Source organism: Cobetia crustatorum (assembly GCF_000591415.1).
Lineage (GTDB): Bacteria > Pseudomonadota > Gammaproteobacteria > Pseudomonadales > Halomonadaceae > Cobetia > Cobetia crustatorum.
The window spans coordinates 1-15,735 of sequence record NZ_JEMF01000040.1; the positions used below are offsets into that span (position 1 = coordinate 1).

A 15,735-nucleotide genomic window follows, 5' to 3' on the forward strand; every position below is an offset into this window, starting at 1 on the left:
CGCGTAAGCGTCGAGCTGATAAGGCCGCGAGCGCCACTTCGTCGTAGCGGCGGAGGATGATATAACTAGCACCCTGATCAAGCAGGCCACCCATGGGTGCCCTGTTACGCGTAAGTACTGCAAGTGCGAGTACTGACTAATCAGTGATCAGCGTTCATCAGGCAGGTCAGCTGCGCCTGCCTTGCTCTCGGCACGATTAGGCTGTGCAGCACGTGGGTCAATGTCCAGGTCCGGCACAATGACGGTCTCTTGGCCAATCTCGCCACTCGGGGTGATGGTAGACAGTGCATCGCCATCGAACGTCAGCGTCACACGCTTGTTGATGATGTCGCCGTCAGCTTTCTTGAGCCGATAGACGTAGTCCCAGCTACTCTCATTGAAGGGAGCGGTAAGCAACGGCGAGCCCATCACATAGATGACCTGCTCACGGCTCATGCCCGGCTTCAATTGTTCAACCATTTCCGGCTTTATCAGGTTGCCCTGAGGAAGATCGCGTTTGTAGACACTGAAGTAGCTGCACCCGGTGAGCAGCGACAGGGCGCTGCAAAAGGCGACTGTTTTGATCAAGTTTTGCATTTGCCCTGAAGATTCCCTATCGTTTTGCCTTGGCCGATCATACCTGATACATCAAGCGACTGCGAAGAGTACCCCAGCATGGCCGATCAGAACCATGAACTGCGCAAGGCGGGGCTCAAGGTAACCTTACCGCGAGTCAAGATCCTGCAGATCCTCGAGAAATCGATGGATCGACATTTGAGTGCCGAGGACGTGTATAAAGCGTTGCTGGAGGCTGGCGAAGATGTCGGCCTGGCGACGGTATATCGTGTGCTCACCCAGTTCGAAACTGCTGGACTGGTGATGCGCCACAACTTCGATGGCGGCCATGCTGTCTTCGAGTTGTCCCAGGAAGAACACCATGACCACATGGTATGTCTGGACAGCGGTGAGATCATAGAGTTCTGTGACCCTGAAATTGAGCGCCGTCAGCGTGAGATTGTCGAGGAGCACGGTTACGAATTGGTCGAGCATGCGTTGGTTCTCTATGTGCGCCCCAAGGGCACAAAGAGCGACAGCTAACGCGTATCGTGTCAGGGATGACGAGCGGTAGGTGTTTGACACGCCAGGCAGACACACAAACGGCCGCCCCAAAAGGGTGGCCGTTTGTGTGTCTGAAGGATAAGTGTCTGTGCGACGAATGGACTGCGCCGCTTGGCTCAATAGGTACCGATTGGCCGGGTTAATGGCGACTGTCGGTGGCACCTAGCATTTCGCGGGCATGAGCCAGGGTCTGCTCGGATAGGTGAATGCCCCCTAGCATGCGTGCCAGCTCACGCACTCGACCGCTCTCGTCCAGCAACTCCATGTGAGTACGAGTGTTGTTGTTCTCGGCCTGCTTCTCGATATGCAGATGCTGATGTGCCTGTGCAGCGACCTGCGGCAGGTGAGTAACGGTTAACACTTGCCCTTTGTCACCCAGGCGGCGTAGTAACTGGCCAACAATCTCCGCCGTGGCACCAGAGATACCGACATCCACCTCATCGAACACCAAGCTGGGAATCGTTGAGCGACTCGCCGCGACGACCTGAATCGCCAGGGAGACGCGTGACAGCTCGCCGCCAGAGGCCACTTTGGCCAGTGCGCGGGGTGGTTGCCCCGGATTGGCGCTAATGCGGAAGTGGATGCGCTCCATACCTTCTGGCTGCGGGCGCTCACGCGCCTCAATGGCGACTTCGAAGGTCGCCTTGGCCATGCCAAGAAAGGCCAGCTGACCTTGAATGTCACTGGCAAGGCTGGGAGCGGCGGCGGTACGTCGGGATCCTACCTCGGTGGCTAATGTCTTCCAGCTATCGCGGCGACTGGCGACTTCTTCGCGTAGTACTTCGATGGCGTCTTCGTCTCCACCGAGCCCTTCCAGTTCTTCGCTCAGGCGTTGATGCAGGCCATGCAGTTCGTCCGGCATGACATGATGCTTGCGGGCGATCTGGTGAATGCGCCCCAGGCGTTCATCGACAAAGGCGAGACGCTCGGGGTCGAGCTCAGTGACTTCGATGAAGCGATGCAATTCGCGTGCGGCTTCCTCAATCTGGATACGTGCTTCATCCAGCATGCCAAGGGCGCTGGCCAGTGCGCCTCGTTCGTTGCCCGGCAAGTGCGTCAGGCGAGTCACGGCCTGATTGATCCGCACCAGCGCGCCCTCGTCATCGTGATCACAGCAATCGACAGCGGCTTGTGCTTCTTCGAGAGTCTGCTCGGCATTGGCCAGAGTTTCCTGCTCCTGCTCCAGCGCCTCAAGCTCCCCCTCGCTCAGTGCGAGTTCGTCGAGTTCTTCTACCTGATATCTCAGCAGTTGCCGGCGCGCACGTATTTCGTCGCCGTCATTGCTCATGCGTTTGAGCCGCCGATGTGCGTCTTGCCATTGCCGGAATTCTTCGCGTAGCTGAGCTGTCTGAGGCTCGAGGCCGGCATACTCATCCAGCTGGCGCAGATGCGTCTCTTCCTTGAGTAGCGAGTGGTGGGCGTGCTGTGAGTGGATGTCGATCAGACACTCTCCCAGCTCGCGTAAGTCACTGATGGTGCAGGGCGTGCCGTTGATCCAGGCTTTGGAGCGGCCACTGGCCGTGATGACACGGCGCAGCAAGCAGTCGTCGCTGCCAAGCTCGCGCTCATCCAGCCATTGGCGAGCTTCGGCCAGTCCACTGATGTCAAAGCGTGCAATGATGTCGGCCCGCTCGGCGCCGTGGCGTACGCTACCGGCGTCGGCGCGCTCGCCCAGGCACAGGCCGAGCGCGCCGAGCAGGATGGACTTGCCGGCACCGGTCTCACCGGTGATGGCGGTCATGCCACGTCGGAAATCGAGTTCCAATGTCTCGACAATGGCAAAGTCGTGAATGGCGAGCTGGAGCAGCATGACTACCTCCGGGGGAAGCTGGGGCGCACCGTGCAAGGCAGGACCCGTGATTTAAATCGCGAGTAAGCGATGCCGTCGCTATACAGTATGTTTATACAGTGCGTATGGCTTTTTATACAGCAGACCTCGGTGTCCTTCAATCCACGCACGGCACCTGAAAGAGAAAAGCGGCCGTCAAGACTTGAGAAGCAAGGTGCTGTCCCCATATAGAAGCCCAGACAGCTTTTGGTTGGCAGCAATGGCTTTGCCTTGCTGCTCTTTCAGGCAACTCATGGCCTGCCTGTATGTCATTCGCCGCAGCATGTTTACGCGGCAGTATCAGCAGGCCGCGAACGAGGGCAATGGCGCACAGACGTCGGCCCGCAGGAGATCAGCATGGCTCAGGACCCGCAGACCCCGATGGATGAAGAGCTTCAGCGCGCCGATCGTGAAGCCGAGCCGCAGCCGGAAACACCGGCAGGTGAAGTGATCGACAATGTGCTGGATGCCGATGATGTCGCCTCCGAAAGTGAAGGTGCATTGGTCGACAACCCGGAAGCCGAAATGTTGGCCGCTCAGGTTGAAGAGCTGGAGCAGGCTGTACAGGAAGCGAAAGACCAGGCATTGCGTGCCGCAGCTGACGCCCAGAATTCGCGTCGCCGTGCGGAGCAGGAAGCCGAGAAGGCGCGCAAGTTCGCGCTGGAGAAGTTCATCAAGGAAATGCTGCCGGTGATCGACTCGCTTGAAAAGGCGCTCGAATCCATGAGCAGCGATGAGGCAGCCCAGACGCATATCGAGGGCATTGAGATGACCTTGAAAATGCAGCTGGATGCTCTGGTCAAGTCCGGCGTCGAGCAGCTTGACCCGCATGGCGAGCCCTTCGATCCGGAATACCATCAGGCGGTTGCAATGGTGCCGTCCCCGGATGCCGAGCCGAATAGCGTCATCGATGTGATGCAGAAGGGCTACACCCTGAACGGTCGTCTTGTTCGTCCGGCCATGGTGGCGGTCAGCAAGGCGCCTTAGAGCGCGGTGTGGGGAGGTGGGTCTATTTGGTTGAAGAAGGACCATATGCCCGCCCTACGGGGGCTGAGGGGTGATTATGCAGATAAAAAATGCAATCACGGCCCTTGAAACCCCAGCACGTGACCCCACCTATTGAAGCAAGTTCAGGTACCGAAACAAGGTACCGACATCCAGATTTATCTTTCAGGCTAGCAACAGATTCGAGGTATATGATTATGGGACGCATCATCGGTATTGACTTGGGTACTACCAACTCTTGTGTGGCAGTGCTCGACGGCGACAAGACCAAGGTCATCGAGAACGCTGAAGGCGGCCGTACAACGCCGTCCATCGTTGCCTACACCGACGACAACGAGATCCTCGTGGGTCAGTCGGCCAAGCGCCAGGCAGTGACCAATCCGGAGAACACTCTCTATGCGGTCAAGCGTCTGATCGGTCGCAAGTTCAAGGATGATGTGGTTCAGAAAGACATCAAGATGGTGCCGTACAAGATTGTCGAAGCTGACAATGGCGATGCTTGGGTCCAGGTAAAAGACAAGCGCATGGCACCGCCGCAGATCAGTGCGGAAATCCTCAAGAAGATGAAAAAGACCGCCGAAGACTACCTGGGCGAAGAAGTGACCGAAGCCGTCATCACCGTGCCGGCATACTTCAACGACTCCCAGCGTCAGGCGACCAAGGACGCCGGTCGTATCGCGGGCCTTGAAGTCAAGCGCATCATCAACGAGCCGACGGCAGCCGCACTCGCCTATGGCATGGACAAGTCTCGTGGTGACAAGACCATCGCTGTCTATGACTTGGGTGGCGGTACCTTCGATATCTCCATCATCGAAGTTGCTGATGTTGACGGCGAAACCCAATTTGAAGTGTTGGCCACCAATGGCGATACCTTCCTGGGTGGCGAAGATTTCGACATGTATCTGATCAACTTCCTCGTGGATCAGTTCAAAGCTGATAGTGGCATCGATCTGTCTGGCGACAACCTTGCCATGCAGCGCCTGAAGGAAGCTTCCGAGAAGGCCAAGATTGAGCTGTCCAGCGCCCAGCAGACTGACGTCAACCTGCCGTACATCACTGCAGACAACACCGGCCCGAAGCACCTGAACGTCAAGGTGACTCGTTCCAAGCTTGAGTCTCTGGTTGATGAGCTGGTCGCACGCTCGCTGAAGCCGTGCAAGACCGCTTTGGCTGATGCTGGCCTGACAGCTGCTGAAATCGACGACGTGATTCTGGTCGGTGGTCAGACGCGCATGCCGCTGGTCCAGTCCAAGGTGGCTGAGTTCTTCGGTAAAGAAGCTCGCAAGGACGTCAACCCGGATGAAGCGGTCGCTGTTGGCGCCGGCATCCAGGGCGGCGTGCTGGGTGGCGACGTCAAGGACGTGCTGCTGCTCGACGTGACTCCGCTGACGCTGGGCATCGAGACCATGGGTGGCGTGCTGACCCCGCTGATCGAGAAGAACACCACCATCCCGACCAAGAAGTCTCAGGTGTTCTCCACCGCTGACGACAATCAGGCGCGGTGACCATCCATGTCCTGCAGGGTGAGCGCAAGCAAGCCGCACAGAACAAGTCTCTGGGTCGCTTCGATCTGGCTGACATTCCGCCGGCACCGCGTGGCGTTCCGCAGATCGAAGTTGCCTTTGATCTGGATGCCAACGGTATCTTGAACGTGTCCGCCAAGGACAAGGCCACCGGTAAAGAGCAGTCCATCGTCATCAAATCTTCTAGCGGCTTGTCCGACGAAGAGATCGAACAGATGGTGCGCGACGCTGAGGCCAACGCGGACGAAGACAAGAAGTTCGAGGAAATGGTCCAGCTGCGCAATCAGGCCGACGGCATGATCCATGCGACCAAGAAGACACTGACCGAAGCCGGTGACAAGGCAGAAGCCAGCGAGAAGGAAGCTATCGAGACGGCCATCTCTGAGCTTGAAGAAGCGCTGAAGGGCGATGACAAGGATGCTATCCAGTCCAAGCTGGACGCGCTGACCGAAGCTTCCGGCAACCTGGCGCAGAAGCTTTACGCCGAGCAGAGTGCTCAGGGCGAGCAGGCAGCCGAAGGCGAGTCTGCTCAGAAGCAGGACGATGACGTGGTTGACGCCGAGTACGAGGAAGTCAACGACGACAAGAAGTCCTGAGTGATTTCTTGATAGACGTCTGACGACAGCGCGGGAGCCTTGCGAAGGTGTCCCGCGTTGTTGTTTGTATCGGTTGCGCATGGCGCCAGCCGCGAGTCACCGGTGCAAACCGGAATTCCAGAACAGATCGGCAGCCTGAGGCTGCCAGCAATCCAGGCGGACCTGATCCATGTCCAAGCGTGATTATTACGAAGTGCTTGGTGTCGAGCGTGGCGCCGACACCAAGGACATCAAAAAGGCGTACCGGCGCCTGGCTCAGAAGCATCATCCTGACCGTAACCCGGACGACGAAACCTCCTCGGACAAGTTCCGCGAGGTGTCAGAAGCCTATGAAGTTCTGTCCGATGCTGACAAGCGCGCTGCGTATGACCAGTTCGGTCATGCCGGTGTCGATGGTCAAGCGGGCGGTGGTGGCGGCGGCTTTGGCGGCGGTGCCGGTGGTTTCGGTGATGTGTTCGGCGATGTCTTTGGTGACATCTTCGGTGGCGGCGGTGGTCGTCGTAATCCGAATGCACCGCAGCGTGGTAGCGATCTGCGCTACAACCTCGATATCGATCTGGAGTCGGCTGTTGCTGGCACGACGGTCGATATCCGCGTGCCGCGTCTTGCAGCGTGTGGCCACTGTGACGGCGATGGTGCCGAGCCGGGTTCCAGCAAGGAAACCTGCCCGACCTGTCACGGCATGGGTAAGGTACGCATGCAGCAGGGCTTCTTTGCAGTTGAGCAGGCGTGTCCGACCTGTCACGGCCGTGGCGAGAAGATCAGCGTGCCATGCCGCAAGTGTCACGGTGAAGGCCGCGTGCAGGAATCCAAGACGCTATCCGTCAAGATTCCGCCGGGTGTCGATACCGGTGACCGCATTCGTCTGAATGGCGAAGGCGAAGGCGGTATCAATGGTGGCCCCGCGGGCGATCTCTACGTGCAGGTCAATCTGCGCGAACATGAGATCTTCAAGCGCGATGGCCGTCACTTGCAGTGCGAAGTGCCGATCAGCTTCGTCGATGCTGCGCTGGGTGGTGAGCTCAAGGTGCCGACCCTCGATGGGCGCGTTGTGCTCAAGATCCCGGCTGAGACCCAGACAGGCAAGTTGTTCCGCTTGCGTGGCAAGGGCGTCAAGCCAGTGCGTGGCGGTCCGGCAGGTGATCTGCTGTGCAAGGTGGTCATTGAGACTCCTGTTAGCCTCAACGAGGAACAGAAGGAGCTGCTACGTCAGTTCCAGCAGAGCCTCGGTGATACCGGCAAGAGCCACTCGCCGAAAGAGAATAGCTTCTTCGATGGCGTGAAGAAGTTCTTCGAAGACATGAAGCCGTAGGCCGCTGCCTTCAGGCTGCATGTAAAAGCCCCGCCTCTCGATTGCTCGGGAGGCGGGGCTTTTTTGTGTCTGCTCGATAGGATGTTGGTGAGCGATAAAAGCTGAGTGCTTACTTCTCGTCAGGGTGCGTAAAGGCCTCGGGTTCGATCACCGCGAAACAACTCAGCAGTGTGGTCTGGAAGGAGCTGAAGTTGTCGTCCGAGATCATCAGGAAGCGATTGCCATTGATGCGTGTCAATCCCTCGAAGTTATCCAGTGACCAGCCTTCACCAGTCGACAGGCGGGCGAGAGTGCGCACCTCGACCTGAGTGCCGGGGTCACCAAGATGCGCGCGGCGTAGACTGATAATGAGTGGGAAGGGCGGCGAGAAAGCCCGCTCCAGCATTAGCATGTCGCCATCCGGCAGCATTTCCATGGCCGTCAGGCTGGAGTTGCTATCGCTTGCTAGTGGATAGGTCCACTCGTATTTTCCATCAACGGTGAAGAGTCGCGTAGTGCCTTCACTCATATTTTCAGGCGTGGACTCCAGACCCGCTATCAGCCCGTACTGTGGATGAAGTGCCAATGCCTCCATTCCATGATTCGGGGCTGCTCCGCGTGCACCATTAGGCGAGATAGGTTCGTGGACTGCCAGGCCGCTGGGCAAGAACTGCTCGACGCGAGGCTGTTGCTCAAAGCTGATGGCCAGTCGTGTATCACCGCGGCGATCATTATCGCTATGTAGCAGCTGCATGCCTTCAGCGTCGCTCAGCGTACCTTGCAGAGAGATATCAGTTTCATCGCGTAGTGTGTAAGTCTTGAGCGCCTTGGCACCGATCAACTCACCATGACGGAAGGCGAGCCGCAGGCGGTGAAGCCAGCCACGGTCCGAGACGGCGTACAGCAAGGACTCATCCTGGTCCCACCCGATATCAGAGAGCCCGCCCACTGGAGTGCCGTCCAGCCACTTGCCGGGCAGCTTGAGGGTGCCGCACCACTGAATTTCGGGAATGTCGGCCATTTTTTCTGGTGCGGCCAGTGTATAAGGGCGCGGATGTACGCCGCAGGCACCAAGTAGGCTGGCGAGCGCAACGAGAATGCTGACGGCGATAATCTGGCGGCAGGAGACACGTGCAGTGCGATGAAGTGCAGGCATGCTGACTCCGAAGGCTGAGCGATGATAAAGAGAATGTCACAACACGATAATGAACCCCAGCATGGTGATACTCCAGCGCGTAATCGTCACCTATACATGACGTCAGCCAAGGAAGCAGGCGGCTGATATACTCGGTGCCAGAACATGCGACGCATCCAGCAGGTGCGTCCGTCATCATTGGCAATAATGTGCAGGAGTCAGCATGACCCGTATCGCAATCATGGGCGTCGCCGGACGCATGGGACGCACGCTGGTCGAGGCCGTTGGGGCTGTCGACGAGCTGACGTTGGCCGCGGGTGTGGTCGAAGCGGGCAGCTCGCTGACCGGTGTCGATATCGGTGAACTGGCTGGTCAAGGGCGCCTGGGTGTACTCGCCAGTGAGGGTCTCGCGACTGTCATCGACGAGTTCGATGTCGTGATCGATTTCACTGCACCGCAGGTGACGCTTGAGAATCTCGCACTGTGCGCTGAGCATGGTAAGCGCATGGTGATCGGCACGACAGGTTTCTCTCCTGAGCAACTGGTTCAGCTCGATAGCTATCGCGAGAGCGTGCCGTTCGTGTTTGCGGCCAATATGAGCTCTGGCGTGAACCTGACACTCAAGCTGCTGGAAACCGCCGCGCGTGCGCTGGGTGATGCCGGTTATGACATTGAGATCATCGAAGCGCATCACCGGCACAAGGTCGATGCGCCATCCGGCACGGCGTTGGCGATGGGGGAAGTCGTGGCGCATGCTATTGGGCGCGATCTCGAAACTCACGGTGTCTTTGCGCGTGAAGGCCAGTGTGGACCGCGTACTGACAAGGAGATCGGCTTTGCCACTGTGCGTGCTGGCGATATCGTGGGTGAGCATACCGTGATGTTCGCGACGGAAGGCGAGCGTATCGAAATTACTCACAAGGCGTCTAGTCGTATGACCTTTGCCAAGGGGGCCGTACGGGCGGCAGGCTGGCTAGCAGGTCGCGAGGTCGGCCGCTATGACATGCAGGACGTGCTGGGCCTGAAGTGAGATGTGTGGCCGTGCTTGTGAAGTGAGTTGCCGGGAGTCACAGGCGCCTCCGATAACGACGGCTATCCCTTCATGGCATTAACAAGCGCGGCTGACGACTTTTTGAAAGCTGTCGACTCCGTCAAGATGTGATCAGAAGGCATGCTTCTCATGGCCAGAGTCATCATCAAATGGCGTTATCAATGAGTCGTGTGGGCAGGTGAATGGAAATTCGTGATCCCGATAACCTGACTACAGTGACGAAACGTCCGTATAGTGGGCGCTGTCGCTTGTTTTCACTCCGTGCTCGGGGTGGCTAGAACCGCCAAATTCCGGTAATCTCTACCCAATTTGGCCGCATACGGGCCAGAGGCATTCCGAAGAATGATAATAAGCGGGATGAAACCTGATTTTTCGGTTTCGTCCCGCTTTTTTGCAACCTGAATTTGCCGCATCTGTCAGGTGTGTGACACATGACAGATGAGTGGCTGCGAGACACAGGCTCGGCGTAAGCCAGGCACGATAAACAAGCAGCATGTCCGGTGTTCGACCGCGGATTCCGGGCAGGAAAGTGGACACTATGGGGAGGACGTTGCGTTGATCAAACCCGCGATACTAGCCTTGGAAGACGGCAGTGTATTTCACGGCAGCGCCATCGGTGCTGATGGGCAGACCAGTGGCGAAGTGGTATTCAATACCGCCATGACGGGATATCAGGAAATCCTGACAGATCCCTCCTATACCCGACAGATCGTCACCCTGACCTACCCCCATATCGGTAATACCGGCATCAATGATGAGGACAATGAGTCCGATCACGTTGCTGTTGCTGGCCTGGTTATCCGCGACCTCCCGCTGATGGCTAGCAACTTCCGCTCTACTCGCTCTCTCGATCAATATCTGCGTGATGAGAACGTGATCGGGATCGCTGATATCGATACGCGTCGCCTGACGCGCATTCTGCGTGCAAAGGGTTCGCTGAATGGCGCCATTCTGGCGGGGGAGGCTGCTCAGGGCGAAGGTGCTGTTGAGCGCGCGCTGGAAGCGGCACGCGCCTTCCCGGGTCTGAAAGGTATGGATCTGGCCAAGGAAGTGTCATGCAGCGAGTCGTTTGAATGGCACGAAGGCGAGTGGACGCTGGGAGCCGGCTATGCTGATACCCGCGAGTCCGAGCGCCCCTTCCACGTAGTCGCTTATGACTACGGCGTGAAGCACAACATCCTGCGCATGCTGGCCTCACTTGGCTGTCGCCTGACGGTCGTGCCGGCCCAGACACCGGCCGCCGATGTGCTGGCACTCAACCCGGATGGTGTCTTCCTGTCCAATGGCCCGGGTGATCCGGAGCCTTGCGACTACGCCATCGAAGCTATCAGCGCGCTGCTTGAGACTGACACTCCGGTGTTCGGCATCTGTCTCGGCCATCAGCTGCTGGCACTGGCTTCTGGCGCGACGACCGTCAAGATGGGGCACGGCCACCACGGTGCCAACCATCCGGTGCAGGATCTCGACAGCGGCATCGTTATGATCACCAGCCAGAACCACGGCTTTGCGGTCGATGAAGCCAGTCTTCCAGCTAGTCTGCGTGCGACGCACAAGTCGCTGTTTGACGGTAGTCTGCAAGGTATCGAGCGTACGGATCGCCCGGCCTTCAGCTTCCAGGGTCACCCGGAAGCCAGCCCCGGCCCGCAAGACGTCGCCCCCTTGTTCGATCGCTTCATCGACATGATGCGTGCGCGACGCTGAGCCGATCACAGGCCCACATGGCCTGATTTACCGTTGAGTTCAGTCACCAGATCATTGCGGGAAGAGACATGCCGAAACGTACAGACTTGAAAAGCATTCTGATCATCGGCGCCGGCCCTATCGTCATCGGCCAGGCGTGCGAATTCGACTATTCCGGCGCTCAGGCCTGCAAGGCCCTGCGCGAAGAGGGTTACCGGGTCATTCTGGTCAACTCCAATCCGGCGACCATCATGACTGACCCAGCGATGGCCGATGCGACCTACATCGAGCCGATTACCTGGGAAACCGTGGCGCGCATCATCGAGAAAGAGCGTCCAGATGCCATTCTGCCGACCATGGGCGGCCAGACTGCACTGAACTGTGCGCTGGCGCTGGAAAGCGAGGGTGTGCTCGAGAAGTTTGGCGTCGAGATGATCGGTGCCAATGCCGACACCATCGACAAGGCCGAAGATCGTGATCGCTTCGACAAGGCGATGAAGAAAATCGGTCTGGCGTGCCCGAAAGCCAAGGTCGCTCACTCCATGGAAGAAGCCTGGGAAATTCAGGCTGAGCTAGGCTTCCCGTCCATCATTCGTCCCAGCTTCACCATGGGCGGTTCCGGTGGCGGCATTGCTTACAACCGTGAGGAGTTCGAGGAGATCTGTCACCGCGGCTTCGAGCTGTCGCCGACGCGCGAGTTGTTGATCGACGAATCGTTGCTGGGCTGGAAGGAATACGAGATGGAGGTCGTTCGTGACAAGAACGACAACTGCATCATCGTGTGTGCCATCGAGAACTTCGATCCGATGGGCGTGCACACCGGCGACTCCATCACCGTGGCACCCGCGCAGACGCTGACGGACAAGGAATACCAGTTGATGCGTGATGCATCGCTGGCTGTCCTGCGTGAGATCGGTGTCGAGACTGGTGGCTCCAACGTCCAGTTCGGCATCTGCCCGGATACTGGCCGTATGGTCGTCATCGAGATGAACCCGCGAGTGTCGCGCTCTTCTGCACTGGCGTCGAAAGCGACGGGCTTCCCGATCGCCAAGATTGCGGCCAAGCTGGCGGTCGGCTACACCCTGGACGAGCTGCAGAACGACATCACCGGTGGCAAGACGCCGGCGTCCTTCGAGCCGTCCATCGATTATGTCGTCACCAAGATTCCGCGTTTCACCTTCGAGAAATTCCCGCAGGCCAACGATCGTTTGACTACTCAGATGAAGTCGGTCGGCGAAGTCATGGCCATCGGTCGTACCTTCCAGGAGTCTCTGCAGAAGGCGCTGCGTGGCATGGAGACCGGCGTCGATGGCCTCGATCCGATTGTCGAAGACTTCAGCGACGAGAGCATGGCGCGTATCAAGGGTGAGCTACAGGCCGCCGGTGCTGAGCGTATCTTCTATATCGCCGACGCCATGCGTGCCGGGTTGGATATCGAAGAGATATTCCGCCTGACCAATATCGATCGCTGGTTCCTCGTGCAGCTGGCCGACCTGGTCGCACTGGAAGGCGACATCGCCAGCCTGTCGCTGGGTGATATCGATGCTGATCGCATCTATCGCCTCAAGCGCAAGGGCTTCAGTGACGCGCGTATGGCACGCCTGATGGGGGTGTCCGAGAAGGCTCTGCGTCGTCATCGTCAGAATCTGGGTGTCCGTCCGGTCTACAAGCGTGTTGACACCTGTGCTGCCGAGTTCGCTTCTGATACTGCCTACATGTACTCCACCTACGAGGAGGAGTGTGAGGCAGAGGTCAGCGACAAGAAGAAGATCATGGTGCTGGGAGGCGGCCCGAACCGTATCGGTCAGGGCATCGAGTTCGACTACTGCTGTGTCCACGCCTCTCTCGCTATGCGCGAAGACGGCTACGAGACCATCATGGTCAACTGCAACCCGGAAACCGTCTCCACCGATTATGACACCTCTGATCGCCTCTACTTCGAGCCGGTGACGCTTGAGGATGTGCTGGAAATCGCCGACAAGGAAAAGCCGGTCGGTGTCATCGTTCAGTTCGGTGGCCAGACGCCGCTGAAGCTGGCGCGTGAGCTGGAAGCCGCGGGTGTGCCGATCATCGGTACCACGCCGGACGCCATTGACCGTGCGGAAGACCGTGAGCGGTTCCAGAAGATGATCGAGAAGCTCGGTCTGATCCAGCCGGAAAACGCCACTGCGCGCAGCTTCGAGGAAGCCTTCGTCAAGGCAGAGGTTATCGGCTATCCGCTGGTGGTGCGTCCTAGCTACGTGCTGGGCGGTCGTGCGATGGAAATTGTCTACTCGGCGTCTGAGCTCGAGAACTACATGACGCACGCGGTCAAGGTGTCCAATGATTCGCCGGTACTGTTGGACCACTTCCTGAATGCTGCCATCGAGGTCGATATCGATGCCGTCTCCGACGGCAAGCAGGTCGTGATCGGTGCCATCATGCAGCACATCGAACAGGCGGGTATTCACTCCGGTGACTCGGCATGCGCATTGCCGCCGTATTCGCTGCCGGCTGATGTGCAGGAAGAGATGCGCGAGCAGGTCAAGCGCATGGCGCTGGAGCTGAACGTCGTTGGCTTGATGAATGTCCAGCTGGCTTGGCAGGATGGCGTGATCTACGTCATCGAGGTCAACCCGCGTGCCTCGCGTACCGTACCGTTTGTTTCCAAGTGCATCGGCAAGTCACTGGCGCAGATCGCCGCGCGCTGCATGGCCGGTCAGACGCTGGAAGACATCGGCTTCACTCAGGAAATCGTGCCGACCTTCTATAGTGTCAAGGAAGCGGTGCTGCCGTTTGCCAAGTTCCCGGGCGTCGACCCGATCCTGTCGCCGGAAATGAAGTCGACCGGTGAAGTGATGGGTTCTGGTGATACCTTCGCCGAGGCCTTCTACAAGGCACAGTTGGGGGCTGGTGAAGCCATCCCGGCACTATCTGGCGATCGCAAGGCATTTCTGTCAGTACGCGAGTTCGATAAAGCGGGCGTTATCGAGGTAGCCCGCTCTCTGGTAACATTAGGCTTTACGCTTTGTGCTACCCGCGGCACGGCAGAGGTTATCGCCGCTGCCGGGCTCGAGGTTGAACCCGTCAATAAGGTGTTCGAGGGGCGGCCGCATATCGTCGATATGATCAAGAACGGCGAGATCGCTTACATCGTCAACACCACTGAGGGGCGTCAGGCCATCAATGACTCGTCCGTGATCCGCCGCACTGCGCTGGGGCATAAGGTGCCTTATGCCACAACGCTGGCAGGCGCCAATGCCGTGTGCATGGCGCTTGCATACGGTAATGATGTCAAGGTTCGTCGTCTCCAGGATATGCATGCAGGAGTCATGATATGAGCAGAAGTCCGATGACCGTTGAGGGCGAAGATCGCCTACGCAAGGAGCTTGAGCGCCTCAAGGGCACGGATCGCCCGCGGGTCATCGCTGACATCGCAGTCGCGCGTGAACATGGTGATCTCAAGGAGAATGCCGAGTACCACGCGGCACGCGAGCAGCAAGGTTTTATTGAAGGGCGTATTCAGGAGATCGAAGGCAAGTTGTCGATTTGCCAGGTCATCGATGTCACCAAGTTGCCGAAGACGGGCAAGGTGATCTTCGGTACTACCGTGGACCTGATGAACCTCGATGATGACAGTGAAGTGCGCTATCGCATCGTTGGCGAAGATGAAGCCAGCATCAAGGATGGCAAGATCTCCGTCACTTCACCGATTGCGCGTGCGTTGATCGGCAAGGAAGAAGGTGATGTGGTGGTCGTACGTACACCGGGTGGCGATGTGGAGTATGAGATCTCCGAAGTGCATTACATCTAAAGTGCATCGCCTCTGATTCGTCAGATTTCGATGTCATTACAGCCCTGCCGGTAGCCCCGGCAGGGCTGTTTTTTTGGCCTGCGGGCACGAAATCCTTCGGGCAGACGACACTCAAGCGTCATCAGGTCACCCAGCGGGCGCTGGATGACATCACCTTTGAACTGAATCAGCGCGTCAGGTAGTGGTTGTCGGCAACAGAAAACAAGAACGCCGCCCTCGATGAGGGCGGCGTTCTTGTTTCTCACGGCATGTCCTGGCGTGTCTTGCCCGAACTGCGTGAGGCAGGCTTACTTCTCGCTGAAGCGCTGTACGTTGGACAGCTTCGGCTTGGCCTGCGGATTGCGACGATAGAGCAGAGCAATCTTGCCGATGCTCTGGATCAGCGTGGCGTTGGCTTCGCTGCACAGGTGGCGGGCCACCTCGGCGCGGGCTTCACGATCGTTGATCGCCAGCTTGAGTTTGATCAGCTCGTGATCGTGCAGCGCGCGTTCCAGTTCATTCATCACGCCCTCTGAGAGGCCGTTCTCTGAAACGGTAACGACCGGGTCGAGATGGTGGCCGATGCTGCGAAATGCTTTCTTTTGTGACTGTGACAAGCTCATGGTATCGTAAAGTTTCCCTGTTGGCGTCCGATGGGAGCGGGGAGCGTAGCGAAAGACAGGGTCGACTCCAGGGCTTGAAATCCGGGGGTGTGAACCCGTCTGTTGCGCAGGCAATGTCTGTGCCCGCGGGCGG

Annotated in this window: 11 protein-coding genes and 1 pseudogene; 8 read left to right on the forward strand and 4 right to left on the reverse strand. The window is 58.3% G+C overall.

The features are described 5' to 3' along the window. Positions 1-147: 147 nt before the first annotated feature. Positions 148-576 (reverse strand): outer membrane protein assembly factor BamE, encoded by a 429-nt coding sequence (locus BF12_RS19540; RefSeq protein WP_024952134.1) that lies wholly within the window; start codon positions 574-576, stop codon positions 148-150. Between the two features lie 78 nt (positions 577-654). Between BF12_RS19540 and fur the strand changes: the two genes are divergently transcribed. Next, positions 655-1,077 (forward strand): ferric iron uptake transcriptional regulator, encoded by a 423-nt coding sequence (fur, locus tag BF12_RS19545; RefSeq protein WP_035159798.1) that lies wholly within the window; start codon positions 655-657, stop codon positions 1,075-1,077. Between the two features lie 160 nt (positions 1,078-1,237). On the opposite strand, the gene recN is transcribed toward fur, so the two are convergent. Further along, positions 1,238-2,908, reverse strand: coding sequence for a DNA repair protein RecN (recN, locus tag BF12_RS0109870; RefSeq protein ID WP_024952135.1), 1,671 nt, complete (start codon positions 2,906-2,908; stop codon positions 1,238-1,240). A 375-nt stretch (positions 2,909-3,283) separates the two neighbouring features. On the opposite strand from recN, the gene grpE reads away from it, so the two are divergent. From grpE to dnaJ, 3 genes and pseudogenes are all read left to right on the forward strand, one after another. Then, positions 3,284-3,913: a nucleotide exchange factor GrpE gene (gene grpE, locus BF12_RS0109875; protein WP_024952136.1), complete on the forward strand. Its 630-nt coding sequence runs from the start codon at positions 3,284-3,286 to the stop codon at positions 3,911-3,913. Positions 3,914-4,128: 215 nt separating this feature from the next. Then, positions 4,129-6,050 (forward strand): annotated as a pseudogene (gene dnaK / locus BF12_RS19550) (molecular chaperone DnaK). Between the two features lie 169 nt (positions 6,051-6,219). Next, a complete protein-coding gene (dnaJ, locus tag BF12_RS0109885) occupies positions 6,220-7,362 on the forward strand; it encodes a molecular chaperone DnaJ (protein WP_024952137.1) in 1,143 nt (380 codons plus the stop codon). Positions 7,363-7,471: 109 nt separating this feature from the next. Here dnaJ and BF12_RS0109890 read toward each other — a convergent pair whose 3' ends face one another. After that, positions 7,472-8,497 (reverse strand): esterase-like activity of phytase family protein, encoded by a 1,026-nt coding sequence (locus BF12_RS0109890; RefSeq protein WP_024952138.1) that lies wholly within the window; start codon positions 8,495-8,497, stop codon positions 7,472-7,474. A 202-nt stretch (positions 8,498-8,699) separates the two neighbouring features. On the opposite strand from BF12_RS0109890, the gene dapB reads away from it, so the two are divergent. The 4 genes from dapB to greA all read left to right on the forward strand — a co-directional run bounded on the left by dapB (position 8,700) and on the right by greA (position 15,000). Continuing rightward, complete coding sequence (dapB, locus tag BF12_RS0109895) at positions 8,700-9,506, forward strand: 4-hydroxy-tetrahydrodipicolinate reductase (RefSeq protein WP_024952139.1); 807 nt, start codon at positions 8,700-8,702, stop codon at positions 9,504-9,506. 576 nt (positions 9,507-10,082) lie between these two features. After that, complete coding sequence (gene carA / locus BF12_RS0109900) at positions 10,083-11,228, forward strand: glutamine-hydrolyzing carbamoyl-phosphate synthase small subunit (RefSeq protein WP_024952140.1); 1,146 nt, start codon at positions 10,083-10,085, stop codon at positions 11,226-11,228. 68 nt (positions 11,229-11,296) lie between these two features. Continuing rightward, positions 11,297-14,527, forward strand: coding sequence for a carbamoyl-phosphate synthase large subunit (carB, locus tag BF12_RS0109905; protein ID WP_024952141.1), 3,231 nt, complete (start codon positions 11,297-11,299; stop codon positions 14,525-14,527). Further along, entirely contained in the window at positions 14,524-15,000 is a 477-nt protein-coding gene (greA, locus tag BF12_RS0109910; protein ID WP_024952142.1) for a transcription elongation factor GreA, read from the forward strand. The genes carB and greA overlap by 4 nt, the downstream gene beginning before the upstream one ends. Before the next feature lie 287 nt (positions 15,001-15,287). Here the strand turns inward: greA and yhbY are convergent, their stop codons facing one another. Further along, positions 15,288-15,602, reverse strand: a complete 315-nt coding sequence (yhbY, locus tag BF12_RS0109920; RefSeq protein ID WP_024952144.1) for a ribosome assembly RNA-binding protein YhbY — start codon at positions 15,600-15,602, stop codon at positions 15,288-15,290. Positions 15,603-15,735 lie beyond the last annotated feature (133 nt).